Raw genomic sequence first — 16,073 nt, forward strand, 5'->3', positions numbered from 1 at the left:
TAAAGGGGAAAAATTAGCGATTTTCAACGGCGTTAAAGACCACCGGCGGCATCACCCGGCCATCATCATTAATGCTTTGCCAACGAATCGCGCAGTGCGCCGCCTTCTGGCATCCGCGCAGACGCCGGGTGGAAAAAGGGGCGACGACGCCCGCGCCATCCCTCGCGCTACCGTCAATGTTCAGTAAAAAAAGGGTGATGTAATAAGGCGTTGGGTTGTGCACCGAAAGGCCGTCCGGGGCCAGGCTCCAGCGCAGTTGCCGGTACGCCTGCTGCGGATCGCCGCTCAGCCCGGAGGGGCGATAAAGCAGTTTCATGGCCGAACGAAAAGCCATCTGCACGCTGTTGGCACTCGGTTTCCCGGAAGGGATCGCGGCAATACTGAGCGTAAAAAGGCTCTCTCTGTCGTTCGGCAACGAGCCGCCGCTGTACACCAGACGCAGCGTATTCTCCTGGCCTGCGGCAAGCAGGAAGAGCGGAGGCGTGACGATAAACGGCGGTGAAGCGACAGGGGTCGGGTCGGCGCCAGGCCAACGTACGGCAGACTGAATATGGCTATTGATCAGCCAGCTTGTGGCAGAGGTATTGCGCAGCGGTACGCTGAGCGATGAGTCGCCAGCCGGATAAATAAACCGCGTGCCGCCAATCACCACGCCAGCCCGTGCCGGAGAGAGCGACAGCAACAACCCGATTGTCGCCAGGCGAAGAATCAACTTATTCATAGGTCAGCTTAAACGTCGCCGAAGCGTTTGCCGTGCCGGATGCGACCGTGTCGCCATCCGCCACATAACGCGCATAAAACTGTAGATGTACGGACGCCTGCCCGCCGATCAGCGGCATCGTCGCACTGTCAGCGCCCAGCGGGATGGCATTTTTGTTTGTGTCATACAGCGCGATCCCCACGCCGGTGGCATTGCCCTCTTCGGGCGTCAGCGCCAACAGATTGTGATTAGTCTCATCCTCACTGCCGCTAAAGCTCACCGAAACACCGCTGGCGGTTGAACCACAGTTCAACAGATCGATAGCAAACGGCTGCCAGGCGGCCCCTTCGCCTGGATGCAAAAACTGGCGGTTAGAGACGTCGCCCATCGCCACTGTCATATTCTGTGAATCTGGCGAAAGCGTGCAGGTGTTATTGGTGATAGTGCCAGTGACGTAGACACGTCCATCGTGGGCCAGCGTCGCGAATGCCGCCAGACTCAACGCAATGCCGCAAGCGGCGCAAAGATGAATTTTCACTGCCGCCCCTTATTCATACTGAAGATCGAAATACATCACCGCCGTCGCATTACCTGAGGTCACGACGGGCTGAGTGGATTTGTAGCGGATGTAAAACGAGAGCGTGTTTCGCCCCGCTTTAAGCGGATAAACCGCCGAGTCGCTGTTGTTGATGCTGACGTCATTCTGGTTTTCATCGAGGATTTCAACGCCCACGCCGCTGGCCAGCATATTTTCGTTGCCCATTCCGGTGTCGGTCAGCGCCAGCAGCGACGGATTGTCACTGTCGGCCTGGCCGGTAAACCAGATTCTGGTACCGCTGATCTCTCGTGAGCAGTTTTTCAGGTTAATGTTGAAAGGCTTAAACTTTGTCGTCGTTCCGGCGGACGGAAAGTCGTCCACCGAAAATTGCCCGAGATCGATACTCTGGCTCAGGCTGGAGATATCAACATCGCAGGTTTGCGCCACGATAGTGCCGGTAAATTCGAGGTTGTAGCCCGAATCATCAGCCCGGCATAAAGGCGCCAGCGCCAGCGCGGCAAAGAGATACAGGCGTTTGTCCATTTAATCGAAATCCACCCGTAGGTTAGCCAGCGCCGTGAAGGCCCCTTCCGCCGGCACGTTTCCGGTTGTACTCACCGGATAAGCTTGCAGAGCGATATTCGCCCGTCCGCTGTCATCCGTGACAAAAGGGGCGCGACTGCTGGCGTCATCAGGCGTGAGCACATTGCCGTCGCGGGTTTCCACCACCACGCCGACATCGGGGTTGCTTGAGGCGATCGCCTGGGGAAAATGGCTGTCGGCGGTCGCCATCACGCGCATGCTCATGTTTACCGTCGAATCCACGCCGTTGCACTTAACCGGGACGTTAAAGCTGCGCGTCCTCACGCCCGGCGGTTTCTCTCCCGCATGCGTAAAATTGCCGCTATACAGCGAACCAAAGTCGACAACAATGGTTTGTCCGGCATTGATTTCGCAGCTTTGCGGCACGGTGATGCTGCCGCTGTAGACAATGTTGTAAACCACGTCAGTAAGAGGATCGCTGTTGTTGGTTGTTACGTAGACGCTGAACATCGTCTTGGGTGAGATGACGACGGATCCCACGAAAGGCTTCACAACCTTCAACTGGAAAATAAGGTTCGAATCTCGAATATAGAATGGCGTGCCGGTGTTGACGTTACCGTCAGTCCCCATCATGTAATAGTTAACAGGCGGGTAGAAATTACCCACCGCCGAATCCTGAATCTGCATGGCGCCTTCCAGATAATCCGGGTCGAGCTTTAAGTATTGCCAGCGCCCGTCGGTTTCCACGACGGGATAAGGCGAGACATAGGAACGATAGGTGTGATTATAGGGAGCCGATCCCGCGGGACATACCGCCTGCACATTCACCTCCTGGCTTCTCGCCAGCTGCACGGTCTTGCCCGCCTGGTTCTGCGCGGCAGTCAGCGTTGTCGTCAGGTCGTAATCCACGCTGGAAGGGGAGCCGTTCACGTTTTTACAGACGTCGGCCAACGCATGCTGCGCCAGCAGCACACCGGCCAGCAGGAGTAATAACACGCGTACTTTCATTTAGTTACATTCCACGGTTTGTCGGACCAGCGCCTGTGAGGCCGCTGGCAGTTGGTAATGCGCTTCACAGCGCTGATTCGCCTGTTTCCCCCACTGAAGCTGCAGCGCGCCCTGATTCGCCAGCCCGGGCAGATACACCTCGCCATCGTCGCCGACAATGGCGTCAATGCCCTCGGTCGTTGCCGTCGCGCCAAACGGCACAGCCTTGCCGTGATAGCGCACGGTCAGCAACGCGCGCTGCCCTACCCGTGCTTGAAAGCGAGCCACCGCTAACGCGCCTTCGGTAGGCACGACATTGGTCACCGAATCATCGATATCGACATCATTCGCCAGAGTGTTCACGTCGAGCGCCATCCGGTTTTGTCGGTAGGTCGTGGCATAAGGAACCACGGCATAGCCATGACCATCGGTATGAATACCGGACTCCTCTTCAATACCGACACCCGCCGCGCCCGGCACTGCCACCAGGATATTGGTGCTTCCCAGCGGCTGGCTGAGGGTCACGCCGTGAGAATGCACCACCAGCCCGCCGTTCAGGCCGTAGTTCACCTGCTGGTAGTTGCCGTTATCATTCATGTTGTAACCCACGCTCGCGTCGCCGCGGCTGCCGTCATACTCCATGCTGGCCGCACCGCTCTCGCCGCCACCGTGATTTTGCATGCCCTGTTGAACGCTATAACTGAGGTTGTTTTCATCCAGCAACGTACCGTTAATCCCCATGTTTTCCGTCACGTTATGCTGTTTGTCGCTGCTGGCGCTAAAGGTGGCGTAGGCGTTATGCGGCGAGCGCGTGAGATCATCGCCATGGCTCAGCCACTGCGTCAGCGGCAAGGACATGTTCAGCGACAGAATCTGATCGCTATCGGCCTTCCCCGGCGATTGACTGTCGTTGTACGATACGCTCCATGAGATGCCACCGACGGTATCGCTATACCCCACCTGCAGCAGCGAGTTAGTTTCATCGGTATGCCAGTAGCTTTGCTTGCTCGCGGTAATGAAAAAGGAACCGTAGCGGCCTAGCTGCTGGGAGATATTCAGCTGCACCTTGCCGCGTTTGGTGTAGTAAAGGTTGTAGTAATCAGACCCGTTGGTTGTATCGCCATCGTCTTCCCGATTGCCGTCATAACCCGACATCCTTTTCCACGTCGTTTCATCCAGCGTATAAAACGAGGAAGTCGAGTAGCGGTATCCCAGCAGTTGCAGGTTGGTACCAAGCGGATTGAGTGATTTCGCGTACAGCACGCGCAGCGATTGCCCCTGATGCTCACTGTCATCAGCCAGGGTGCTGTAAGCCTGAGTCATATCCAGCGAAATGGCCCCCCAGTCGCCCATGTTGGCCCCCGCCCCCAGCGCCGCGGCTTTATAATGCTCGGCAAACTGCGTACCGCCGTATAAGGTCAAACCGTGGGGCAGCCCCCACATCAACGTCGCCTGGCCGAATTTTACGTCCTCTTTCTGACTGCTATCGCCGCGATATTCCGCCAGCGAGGCGGCGTATTTTAATCGGCCCTCTCGTTGCAGCACCGGAACGGCGGAGTACGGCACGCTATAGCTGCTGGTGCTGCCATCGGATTCTTTCACCTCAACGATTAAATCGCCGCTGGCGGCCGTCGGGTAGAGATCGTTAATGGTAAAGGCGCCCGGCGGGACATAGCGCTGGTTAATGACATAGCCGTTCTGGCGAATGGTGACCTGCGCATTACTGCTGGCGATGCCGTGAATGGTTGGCGCAAACCCTTTCATACTGTCAGGCAACATGTTGTCGTCGGAAGCTATCTGCACGCCGCGAAACGGCAGGCTGTCAAACACGCCGCCGGGGGTATAGCTATCCCCCGCCGTCAGTTCGCTTTTCAGCGCCACAACATCCCGTTCCAGATAGGTGCTGATATGTTGCCAGTCGCTCTTGTTATCCTGGCTGCTGCTGTTGTAGTTCCAGGTGGAATCGTCACGGAGACGCCAGGCCCCCAGGTTTAGCCCACCGTTCAGTCCCAGAAAATAGTTATTTTCCGCCGAGCCATTACCGCTCTTATCGCTACTGTTGGCCCCGGTAAAGGTGTAGTTCAGCAGCAGCGCATTCACCCCTTCATCCCAGTTTTGCGGAGGAATGTAGCCCCTGGCGTTATTGACCATTGCCGCCTGCGGGATGCTGATGTTCAGCCGCTGCTGGGCAAAATCAAAACTCACCGAAGCCGCGGGAATGGCGGCTGCAATATCGATACAGTCGGTTGGCCCGGCCTTCGCCAACGTCACCAGAGCGGCGACGTTCACCCCCATATCCCGCAGCATCGCGGGGGTCAGACAAGCGCTTAACCCGCTGTTATCGCTGGCCGTTTGCCCCGGTTTGCGCGGGTTGAAGGTGATATCCCGGCTCGCCTGCCGTGTTTTATTCAGATAGATATCAACACGGTAAATACCAGGGGCCTGATTGTTATGGTTGAACGTTGAGAGATCGGCCACCGCCGATGGATCGTCGGAAAGAAAAGCGGGGTTAAAATAGTTTTCCGCCCAACCTTTTGGCGCCGCCAACGCGCTGGCTAACGCCAGGGCCAGGCTCGTCAACGCAGGTCTGGCGGTATTGTGCAAAGAGCGCTTCATGGCGTACATCCGGCGATATATCAATCTGGCAGGCAGGTTTGCGCTGGCGTCGTGGCGCCAAAATCATTGACCGTCTGAAAAACGGTGCGTCCCGCTGGCGCGTTCAGCGTCAATTGCCCTTTCGGCGACACCATGTTGTTTGCCAGCTTCTTGCCGCCGACATACAGTTCCACCAGCGACACATAGTACGGAGAGGGATTGCTAATGGTTAATCGGCCATTGTCGTTATGGCAGCGCAGCGTTGCGGGCGCTTGCACCGACGACATGGGAAGCCCGTCAGGACGGACAAACAGCTTGATCACGCTCTGGGTGGCAATCTGCAGCGAATTGCCGGAGCGGCTATTTTTGTCCACCGAAGGGATGGCCTTGCTGTTCAGGTAAAAGACGCTCTCCCGATCTGTTGGCAGCGCCGGGCCTACGTACATAATCCGCAGCAAATTCTCGCTCTTCGGCGGCATGACAAACAGCGGCGGCGTAATGATAAAATCGGGTGAACGTAGCCCTTCGCCGTTAGACACCCACGACTGAATCAAAAAGACGTTATTGGCGGCAGAGTTTATGACGGACAGAGACGCTTGCTTCGCGCCTGCCGGGTAGATTACGCGGGTCGATCCCAGCGCGATCCCCCCCGCCTGCGCCATCTGGGCGACACTCAAGGTGGCCAATAGCAGCAAGCACCGCATCATCTGTCTTGTTTGTTTACTCATGTTTTACGTACCCGGATAACGACGACGCTCTCTTTCGCGCCCCACACGCGAAAGAGAGCCAGAGAAGATCAGGAATAGACCATGCTGAATGTGGCAGTCGCGCTGACATTGCCCGCCGTCGCTTCACCGGTCGCGATATAGTCCACACTCAGTGGAATAACGTTTTCGCCGTTGTTCAGCACCACGCTGGAGGAGGTATCCCCCACGTTGAGCACCTGCCCATCCGGGCCATATAGCTGCAGCGCAACGTTGGTTGCCGAACCCGCGCCCGCCGTATTCGCCAGCGTGCCCGCCAGGTTAGCGTCCTGCTGGCCGTTAAAGATCACCGCCGCGTTCTGTTTAACGGAGGTATCGCAATCTTCCAGCTTGATCGTAAAGTTCTCCTTCTGGTTGGCTACCATGCCCGCGGTGGTCAACTTCGCGGCGCGAACCTGGCTCAACTGCACGGTCTGATTGATTGAATCAGCGGAAACAGAACAGGCGGCATCAACAACCTGACCAATAAAATTAACGGTGCCACCGGACACGGCGGTATTGGTATCGGTGAGTTGCGCAGCCGAAGCCGACATCGTTCCCCCCATGGCAATCGCGATAGCCGCCATGGCAAATAAATGCTTTTTCATAGATTTCCTTTTAAATTAACCAAAAATGGAATCAAAACACCCTGATAAAATTAAATTGAAAAACGAACCTGAAATTAAAAACAATAGCTCGTAAAGACTTAATTAAAAGACCAGGCTAATTTCATTAAACACAATGATGATGACGTATTTTAATTATTAATTAAGTCTAATAAAGGATGCAATAAACATCCTTTATCTTTAAAGGACCAAACACAACCAACTGTATTAAAAGGAAAAACAGAAAGACAAACGGCCTATGGAGCATGGCCTATTGATTTATCTAAAAAACCATGATAAGTGACCTGTCGGTATATTTCTTATTTTTGAAAAACACTCTCAACATATTAACAACAATCATTCACTAATAAGCTACAGGTAATTTCTTGAGACCAACGAGACGACCATTATCGATCTGGATATACTCCCCCTTTTTTAATTCAGACAAAATTTTCAATACCCGACTGCGAGAGATCCCGGTGCGACGTTGAATAAAGGACAGCACATTGATGTTCTTCCGGTACCCTTGCGGATAGGCCCATACCTCAATCAACAACGCGCGCACCTTCAGGTAAGAGTCAACGCCAACCAGCTCACGGTCGCGCGCGCACATGACCATTAAACGAAAGGCCAGAAAGCGGGCCACATCGTGCCAAAGGTCGCATTCATCCGCGATTCTGATAAAGTCAGACAGCAGCACGGTGCGCCCACTGCACTCGGTTTCGGCAATAAGATAGTGTTCAGGTCGGGTTGTCACATCGTAAGTAATGCCATAACAATCGACTAATCCCATCACCGAAGGCGCAAAACCGGAACTAATGTGCATATTGTCATCACGTCGGCAGTACGAGAGAATCCCCTCCTCCAATAATACAATCCGATAACCTTGTTCTGAATCGAAAAACAGCTCTTCACCCGTTTGCAAAATAAATGGTTGACCAAATGGCAGCAGCGATGAAAAAAGAGTATCGATCGCCGCATGGGGTTTAGCCTGCTGAGAAAAAATAAATGAATGCAATGCATTCTCATTACCAGAAAAGTCTAAATTCATTATTATTTCATACATATAGATGATGATTGGTCATTGAACAATATCGAGTCATTAGATCGGCTTCAATTAATAATACATAACGTAATACTTTAGAAATTATGATTAGCAACAGCACAAAAAACGTATAAATACCAAATTAAGCATATTCTTAAAACAAAAATAAAAAACAAATACAAAAATACACTTAATTTTTTTAACAAAGAAAAAAACACGCTACTGCAACCACCAAAAATGAGAGGCCGGAACCGTCAGTATCCGGCCTGTTGCATCATACGAACACCAATCCACAGAACTCAATATCAGCGGAAATAACGTGGCGCGGCATAATATTCGACCATTTTTTCAGCTAACCATCCGCCATCTTCACCGTTGGAATGGATCGTCGTAATACTAATCGTCGAACCTCCGCCCCAAAGTACAGAAAAAACGTGATAGTCAGGCAGGTTCAGCGCCTGCATTTGCCCCCAATCATAGCCACCATCCTGACGAAGAAAATCGCCCACCGTCGCCACGCCGTACGTCGCACTGTTGACCGCCGTATTCAGCAAGCCGGACGTTATCGCGCTGATATCACTGCCTATTCGCTTATCGCCCATAAAGAACGTACCGCCGGAGGCAAAGTGCGCCGCCGCAATTCTGCTGGTACCTTCCGCCGCCGTCGGCATATGTCCGCCTGGAATTTGCCAAAGCATTGCGGGTCTGCCGAGATCCCGCGCCGCCTGCTTGACCATCCCCAGATAGTTAAGCCAGCAGTTAGCATTCCAGCCATAATGCGCCAGCGCATCAGAGCTGAAACAATCACGTTCGAATTTATCAAAGGCGATAAAATCCGGGGCGTATTCACCGCGGTAAACGCCAAGTTCGTTGATAAAGGCCGCCATTGCCGCGCCAATGGAAGCAGGATTGGCATTGGCCTTCAGCACCCAATCCGCCGTACCAGTCGCCCAGACGTTGGTCTGCCAGCCGAATGCCACGTCCGGTGCAAAGTGGCGGACGATATAGTTAATCGCCTGTACGTAACCATAAATATCATTGCTAAAGGTTGGCAGCTGTGGCGCGATAAAACCGGGTATCGCTGGCAACGCATTCACTGCCGCCGCCAACTGCACGTTCACCTGCATGCTGTTCGCCTGGCGAACAGCGGTATAGCCATACGGCTCTTGCTGCATCGCGCCCAGTAAATCCGGGTTGAGTACGAAAGTCGCCGGAACCGCGTGCTCGCTATCCTTGTATGACTGCGCGGCCAGGCACTGAGTAATAAAGTTGCCAAAGTGGTTACGTAGCCGCTGGCTGTTTTGCAAATCGGCCAGTGCGCTGCCGCCGCTGGCGTTCGCGGTGTACACCACCATCACCGGCATAATCGGCCGCCCCGCCTCTTTTTCAATCTCGCGAACCAACGCAACCGTTTTATGGACCGGCAGAGAATCGTAGTCCAGGAAACCATCGCCGTTCCGGTCGACCTCTGCCGCCGGAATCGGGTCACCGCCACCGTCAAAACCATCGTATTTAAACAGGGCGCTAAACGGCACATCGCGATACAGCGATACCGTCTCCGGCGCATTCACCGTCACCCCGCCGTGCGCCAGATAGTCCGGCCAGCCTTTCACTCGCAGCGGCACCCCCTGAACAAACTCCAGCGTGATGTGGTTGATGCTTTGCCATACGCGGATCGGCGCGTCTTGTTCACAGCGCCACGGCGTTCCCTCGATGAAAACATCCGCGACCTGCAGCGAATACTGGCCCGGCTGTAAGCGCATCGGCAGCGTTTGCGGCTGGCTATCGCTGGCCAGCGTGAATACATACTGGTACTGACTATTAAAAAGTCGATAACGCTGCGGCGCGGCGCCCTTCGGTAGGCCCAGAACCGTCATCTGGACATCGACAAACTCACGGCTGTCCACGGCAGCTTGCTGGAACGCGACCTCCACCGTGTTCACCTGCCCGGCAATCGGGGTAAACACCGTGGGGGATTCAGGCGTGGTTATCGACTGATTGTTAATGACAGTCGGTTGCAGGCAAATAGCATAGTCATGATCCGCCAGCAGCTGCGTCACCCACTCCGTCTGGTTAACGCCCATCGTCAGCGTCTGTTCGCATACGCCGGCAGGCGACCAAAGCTCCACCACCATCTCGGCGCCGGTTAAGCCAACGGCATTGAAATTCAACGCCGCTGTCGCAAACTCGACAGGCGGCAGATATTCAATCGCGCATTCCTGAATGTCATCGCTGGCGGCAAGCGTCAGGGAAAACTGCGCTCGCTGCGGTGAAATCCGCATTTCATCGTCACATAGCGTCAGTACGTTAATGCCATAAATACCCGCCGCGAGATCGCCAATCGTCAACGTCTGCCCCCACTCGCCCACCAGACGCTGAACCTGAGCATCGGGGAACTGCAGGTCAATCGTCGGTTTAAGCGACGTATTTGTCGCGACTGCCGGGAAGCGCAGTGCCAGTTGCCCCTGACGGGTAGGATCGTGCGCCAGGGTGGCCGTCAGTTCGCTAATCGTGACCGGGGTTTGTGTGGCAGCGAGATAAAACTGCAATTCCGCGCTCGCGCCAGCCGCCAGCGGCAGCTCGCCGTGATGATGAATCACGATGGTGTTTTTTTCTATCGGCCAGCCACCATCACTACTCAGCGTCACCGGCTGGTTTCCCAGCATACTGCCGCTAAACGGGCTGTACTGATCGGGATGGCCCGCAGCGGTAAAAGCCAGCTGTAGCTGGTTCAAATCTATCGGCTGCGAATAGCGGTTGGTCAGCGTCAACGTGACGCGCTGGTACCAGCTCTGGGGATTCAGCCTACTGACGCTCAGCGCCGGAGCCTCGCCTTCTGCCGCTTCAGAAGAGGGCGTATCCGGCGCAACGTCGGGGATAACCGGCTCTGGCTCCTGTTCCATGTCATCGGCAGGGACAATATCGTCCTGCGCGGCAGCAGCCAGCGTGAGCGTAAAGTCGGAAATGGCGACCGGCACCCGCGTCGCCGCAAAACTAAAGAAGAATGTACCGCTCTGCCCCGGCGCTAACAGCAGCGCGCGGCTGTGATGAATGACGATCTCATTCACATCCAGCATGCCCTGCATCTGGCTGCTTAGGGTCAGCGGCATATCGCCTTTCAGCGTGCCGCCAAAATTGCCCCACGGATCCTGATGGCCGTTGCCGGTAAAACGAATCGCCGCCTGATTCATATCCACGGCGTCACTGCCATTATTCGTAAAGGTTAAGGTGATCTTCTGATACCAGTTGTTTTCATCAATACTGCTGTGCTTTATGGAGACGCTCATAAACGAGATTCCTCATTCCCTGGTGGAAAAAAGCCCCGGATACCGGGGCTTGTGCCATGCGTTATGCTGCTGCCCTATTAGTAAGCGCCAAGGTCAGTCCATGCACCGCCGTTACCGCAGTTCAGGTCCGGCTGGTCGCCAACTGACCACCATTTCACCTGGTAGTTATGGCCTTTCCAGCTAACGATTTCGAAAGCGCCCCAACTTGCGCCATACACCGTAGTGGCATCCCACAGCGCGTAAGGGGTGGTTTCGTCCGCTGCCGGCGTCTCATCGGCCGCGGGGGTCGTCTCATCTTCCGGCTCAACCGGCGGCACGATCTCGTCTTCCTCTTCTTTCGGTTCGGGCTGTACCTGAGACAGTGCAGGAACCACGGTCAGCACAAAGCGCTGCTGTGTGGACGGTTCGTTGTAGCAATCGCGAACAAACAGCGTGAACTGCATCTCGGTTTTTTCACTCACTTCCGGCACAACAAACTCAATCACTTCCGTTGTTTTATTCGCTACCGCGATATCGGAAGGCACGCCCCAGCTATAGGACAGCGCATCGTCATCTTCATCAGAAGAGCCTGCGCCAGACAGTTGTACGGTTGAACCACCCACAACCAGCAGTTCAATGGCCGCTTTCGGCGCATGGTTGATGTCGGTAACCGCGTCGTCTTTCTCCTCCTGCTCAACGTTGATGCCCTCAAAGTAGAATGGCTCCATATCGATGGTTTCAGACTCCATCTCATAACCCAGCCCTTCGCGCACCGCGTTAACCAACACGCCGTTGTCCTGGTCGATGGTCCAGGTGAACACACCGCCCAGCCCCAGCTTCGCGGCATATTCGCCTTTCGCTTTCACGGTACGCGGGGTGTCCAGAGACATAAACAGTTTGGATTCCGGGTTAAACAAGTAGTCGGCATCCGCCACCTGGTCGGTGTACACGTTGAAACCGTTACGGCCTTTCTGATTTTCCAGATCCAGGTAGTTATAAATCACGTCATACCATTCGCTGGTGCCGGATTCGAAAGATCCGGTGGTGGTTTCATACTCACCATTTGGCAGCAGTTTGCCCGGATTGTAGGAGCCTTTCAGCGGCGACAGAGACTCTATTTCCACATTACGCGCATTGCGGGTATAGCCGGCGTAACCAATATTGATGCGATCGGCAGGGAAACCTTCGGCCAGCAGATGATCGACAATCGTTTCCACAGACCAGCCGCCTTCAACCAACGCTTTACGATTGGTGTGGTGGCCCAGCGTTTCCGCCCACGGAGTGCCGAAGAAGTCATAGGTCATCAGGTTGATGCCGTACAGGCCAGCGGCCATCAGATCTTTCACTTTGGCGTAATCAAAAATCGTGGTCACTGCGGAAGCCGCGATAGAAATCTTCACGTTGCTCAGACCCGCGGAATCCAGTTGCTTACGCAGTTCACCGATCAGCAGCGCGTAGTTTGCGCCATCCTCTTCACCAAATGGGTTACCGGCGCCTTCGTTATTCGGGTATTCCCAGTCAATATCCACTTCGCTGAACATCGGGAATTGTTTGAACAGTTTCACCACGCCTTTAGCAAAAATCTTGCGTGAGGAATCTGAAGCAGCCGTTTCATGGAAGCCGTTACTCATGCTCCAGCCACCGATGCTCATCGACAGCGCCAGCGTATGGCCCTGTGCTTTCGCCTTTGCCTGTAAATCTCGCAGCGCGCCCAGCATCCCTTTCGAATTCGCTTGAGTCACCGTCATTGGGTCAACATCCCAACCGCTGACATCAAAGCCCAGATTCACATAAGACTGAAAATCGCCCCATGGATCGAGGAAGGTTGGTTCGTATTTCACTTTGCCGCAGGCCGCCGCGGCTTCCGCAACGACGTCGCGCTGCAGTTTGTCATTTTTCTTAAAACCGGTAATGCCGACAAAACCCAAAATCAGTTTGTCATAAGCAGTTGGCGAAACATTGGTTAAATCATAGCCGCGGCCACGATCTTCCGGAATATCATTCCCCTGTAAACGGCTATCGTACTGCGACCAGTCGGTGTAATAACCGAATACCTTCGGTTTAGACGCGGATGCTTTATATTTGTTGTATACCGGCTTTGCCACTCGTGCAGAGGTATAACTTAATTTACTGTCATCTTTTGCGGGATTAAAACCATCTGCTGCATTGCTGGTTTCAGTAAGCGTATCGTTCTTGATCAGTTTGCTCGTAGCCATTTTAAATTTCCTTTTAAGTCTGAAAAAATATCGCAGTTCATGCTGCGGAGCCCATCATCCCGCTGGCGATAAAAAATGGCTAATCACTAAACATCATATTTATAACACACTCCCGAGAAATGGTTGGTGATGACGCCAATGAGCCATAAACAAACATCATCTTAAATATCATTTACCTGGATATTAAATATCATTTAATTCACTACAGATAATGTGATGCATATCTCACGCAAAGATGACATTACAATAAACATGATGAGTATTAATAGCTTAGGGTGATTCCCATACCCTATATTCGGCAGCAACCCATTAAAGTGTAATAACTAAAGGACGACGTTATGAAAACTTATCTCATTAATGAAAGTTGTATTTACAATGAAGGGAAGTATGAACTGAGAACCAGCACAAACTCACAGGCCATCAAAATGACGGCGATGCGAGCGAAATGCCTCAGCTTCATTATTGAAAATGCGCATCAGGAAATCATTGAGCGTCAAAAAATAGCGGAGGAGCTATGGGGGGCTCGCAGTCAATTTGTGAATGATGCAAACCTGACGCAAATTCTGTATTTAATTCGCCGGGATTTAAAAACGCTGGGCATTAACGACCTGTTTATCACTATCCCACGTCAGGGTTTGCAGATTAATAAAGATATCGCGATCAGCATCATCGACCCGACGGCGAAAAAGAATAAAAAGCAGTTCTTCAGAAAAACGCTGGCCGCGTTAACCACCGTGTTTTCGGTGACGTTAGGCAGTGTAATGTACATGCATATTCATTAATTCAAAGGAATGAAAAATGAACCCAATTATCGATGGTATCCTGGTGATGGAAGGCAACTATAGCAACAATGGAAAAGATAAAGGAGGACTCACTCACTGGGGCATTACGGAGGCAGTAGCCCGGGCACATGGCTACTCCGGCAGCATGCAGGATCTGTCGCGTATTGAAGCGTATGCGATCCTGGAAAGCGACTACTGGATTAAACCTGGGTTTGAACACATTGCCCAGATCTCCTACCCCATCTCTTTTGAACTCTGCGATGCCGCGGTCAATATCGGTACACACTATCCGTGCACCTGGCTTCAGCGCTGGTTAAACGTATTTAATCGCGAAGAAAAAAAATATAATAATATCAAGGTAGACGGACGCATTGGCCCTCAAACGCTTGCCGCACTGGAGCATTTTTTGTCGTGGCGAGGAAAAGAAGGAGAAAGCACGTTGGTAAAAGCATTAAACTGCAGCCAGGGAGCCTGGTATTTAGACATCACCGAGAAACGCAAGGAAAATGAAGAGTTTATTTATGGCTGGATAAAAAACAGAATCACATAAATAGGCTATCAGGCTGAAGATAAAAGACTCAGGGACGAGTCTCTTATCGACTCAGCACAGTACAGCGGTTAACGCACGTTAACGTCATTGATATATTTCTTCACTCGCTCACCCAAAATTTTGAGTATTGGCGCAGCGAATACGCCACCTAAACCGGCGGCAAGCAATACCATATTAAAACTAAAGCCTTGTTCAATGGCAATGGCGCTCAGTAAAAAACTGGTAAAACAAGAGATTACCACCTGAACCAAACAGTGCGTAATACATTGATAAGCGTCCTTCTCAGACTGCTTTTCCTTGCGAATAAAATAGCTGACAAAGCCCCCCCAGGCGCCAATGGCGACAACGGTCAGTAGAATTTCAATTTCCAGTAAAACGACTTCGGTAGTCGGTAAATGATTGGGAATAGCCATATTAAACTCCTGTATAAATATGATGAGGTATTTATTCACAGAAGTGTAAGCAGCCTCCAGGAGAAACAATAATCATCAGGCATCATTTCACCTGATACGTACCGTATGGGCCGCCTTAACGGCGGAATGAGGAGAGCGTATGCAGCATCGAAACAACATCAGTAATGACGGCAAGATTTTTACTGTTTTTTTTCCATGACGCATAGACCTGAATAGAGCGGAAGGTGAGCTCCGGCGGCGGCTGCACAAACTTAATATCGTACTTACGCTGATTCTTATAAAACAGCGCCATTTTTAAAGGCATGATCGCGATTAACGAGGTACGTTCAACGGTACTCACCAGACTGTTAACGGAGTCGCTACAATAGCCCACCTCGCGCTGACCTTTATAAGGAGAATCATCTCTCAGTAAACCATTATCTTCACCCATCATCGGGTTACTGATATTCATCTTATAGAGCGCATGGCGCGATGAATAGAAATGATGCAACGTCAGCTGCGAGAGTTGACTAAACATATGATTAGCAGCACAGATACAAACAAAGCTCTTAAAGCTATCAATCATCTGATTATCAATACCGGGAACGCTAATGGGTTCCTGACTGATGACCAAATCACATTCGGCGGTAAAGAGCTGTTCAATCACCCGCTCACGACTCATATTGTGGGAAGAGAAATGATTGATTAACACACGCTCAAATACAGCGTTGTTATAAAGCTGCGAGAAATAGTAACTTTCAATCGTATCGCTGCCCAAAACGGTTATCTGAGCAGACTCTTCTTTACTGACTGGAGAATGAAACGTGCCGTTAATCAACTCCATCACCTGGCGAAAATGGTGATGAATCTCTATCGCCTTAGCGGTAGGCAGGAGGCCCTCTTTACCTCTGACAAAGAGTTCCTCTTGATAATGATTTTGCAGGCGCCGCAGCGCCAGAGAAACTGCGGCAGGCGTAATACTTAATCGTTTGGCGGCTTTTGTCGCATTGCCAGCGGAAATCACGGCATCCAGTATTTTGATTAAATTATAATCAAAATCTTTATTGGCGCCTTTTCCCCCATCCACTGTTAGCCCTTAAATATTAGAAAA

Annotated in this window: 14 protein-coding genes; 2 read left to right on the plus strand and 12 right to left on the minus strand. The window is 52.4% G+C overall.

The genetic code is table 11. From position 1 onward, the window contains the following. Positions 1 to 13: 13 nt before the first annotated feature. The 10 genes from GY169_RS19970 to GY169_RS20015 form a co-directional block, all read right to left on the minus strand. Complete coding sequence (locus tag GY169_RS19970) at positions 14 to 721, minus strand: pili/flagellar-assembly chaperone (protein ID WP_167576863.1); 708 nt, start codon at positions 719 to 721, stop codon at positions 14 to 16. After that, positions 714 to 1,238 (minus strand): fimbrial protein BcfF, encoded by a 525-nt coding sequence (locus tag GY169_RS19975; protein ID WP_411908103.1) that lies wholly within the window; start codon positions 1,236 to 1,238, stop codon positions 714 to 716. The genes GY169_RS19970 and GY169_RS19975 overlap by 8 nt, the downstream gene beginning before the upstream one ends. Before the next feature lie 9 nt (positions 1,239 to 1,247). Next, positions 1,248 to 1,781: a fimbrial protein BcfE gene (locus GY169_RS19980; protein ID WP_167576865.1), complete on the minus strand. Its 534-nt coding sequence runs from the start codon at positions 1,779 to 1,781 to the stop codon at positions 1,248 to 1,250. After that, positions 1,782 to 2,789: a fimbrial protein BcfD gene (locus GY169_RS19985; protein ID WP_167576867.1), complete on the minus strand. Its 1,008-nt coding sequence runs from the start codon at positions 2,787 to 2,789 to the stop codon at positions 1,782 to 1,784. Further along, a complete protein-coding gene (locus tag GY169_RS19990; protein WP_167576869.1) occupies positions 2,790 to 5,393 on the minus strand; it encodes a fimbrial biogenesis usher protein in 2,604 nt (867 codons plus the stop codon). It abuts the gene before it with no gap. Positions 5,394 to 5,404: 11 nt separating this feature from the next. Beyond that, positions 5,405 to 6,091 carry a fimbria/pilus periplasmic chaperone gene (locus GY169_RS19995; protein ID WP_167576871.1) on the minus strand — a complete coding sequence of 229 codons (687 nt, stop codon included), beginning with the start codon at positions 6,089 to 6,091 and terminating at the stop codon, positions 5,405 to 5,407. Positions 6,092 to 6,159: 68 nt separating this feature from the next. Next, positions 6,160 to 6,714, minus strand: coding sequence for a fimbrial protein BcfA (locus GY169_RS20000; protein WP_167576873.1), 555 nt, complete (start codon positions 6,712 to 6,714; stop codon positions 6,160 to 6,162). Positions 6,715 to 7,075: 361 nt separating this feature from the next. Next, on the minus strand, positions 7,076 to 7,762 hold the full coding sequence (locus tag GY169_RS20005) for a winged helix-turn-helix transcriptional regulator (RefSeq protein WP_167576875.1): 687 nt from the start codon (positions 7,760 to 7,762) through the stop codon (positions 7,076 to 7,078). A 299-nt stretch (positions 7,763 to 8,061) separates the two neighbouring features. After that, entirely contained in the window at positions 8,062 to 11,043 is a 2,982-nt protein-coding gene (locus GY169_RS20010; protein WP_167576877.1) for a chitinase, read from the minus strand. A 77-nt stretch (positions 11,044 to 11,120) separates the two neighbouring features. Further along, entirely contained in the window at positions 11,121 to 13,238 is a 2,118-nt protein-coding gene (locus tag GY169_RS20015; RefSeq protein ID WP_167576879.1) for a glycosyl hydrolase family 18 protein, read from the minus strand. 338 nt (positions 13,239 to 13,576) lie between these two features. Here GY169_RS20015 and GY169_RS20020 point away from each other — a divergent pair, with 338 nt between their 5' ends. After that, positions 13,577 to 14,020, plus strand: coding sequence for a transcriptional regulator (locus GY169_RS20020; protein WP_163449288.1), 444 nt, complete (start codon positions 13,577 to 13,579; stop codon positions 14,018 to 14,020). Positions 14,021 to 14,036: 16 nt separating this feature from the next. After that, positions 14,037 to 14,570 (plus strand): glycoside hydrolase family 108 protein, encoded by a 534-nt coding sequence (locus GY169_RS20025; RefSeq protein ID WP_163449289.1) that lies wholly within the window; start codon positions 14,037 to 14,039, stop codon positions 14,568 to 14,570. A gap of 68 nt (positions 14,571 to 14,638) precedes the next feature. Here the strand turns inward: GY169_RS20025 and GY169_RS20030 are convergent, their stop codons facing one another. Next, positions 14,639 to 14,983 carry a phage holin family protein gene (locus tag GY169_RS20030; RefSeq protein WP_167576881.1) on the minus strand — a complete coding sequence of 115 codons (345 nt, stop codon included), beginning with the start codon at positions 14,981 to 14,983 and terminating at the stop codon, positions 14,639 to 14,641. A gap of 115 nt (positions 14,984 to 15,098) precedes the next feature. After that, a complete protein-coding gene (locus GY169_RS20035; protein ID WP_167576883.1) occupies positions 15,099 to 16,049 on the minus strand; it encodes a LysR family transcriptional regulator in 951 nt (316 codons plus the stop codon). Between the last annotated feature and the right edge of the window lie 24 nt (positions 16,050 to 16,073).

It is taken from the genome of Kluyvera genomosp. 3 (genome assembly GCF_011765685.1).
GTDB classification, from domain to species: Bacteria; Pseudomonadota; Gammaproteobacteria; order Enterobacterales; family Enterobacteriaceae; genus Kluyvera; species Kluyvera georgiana_A.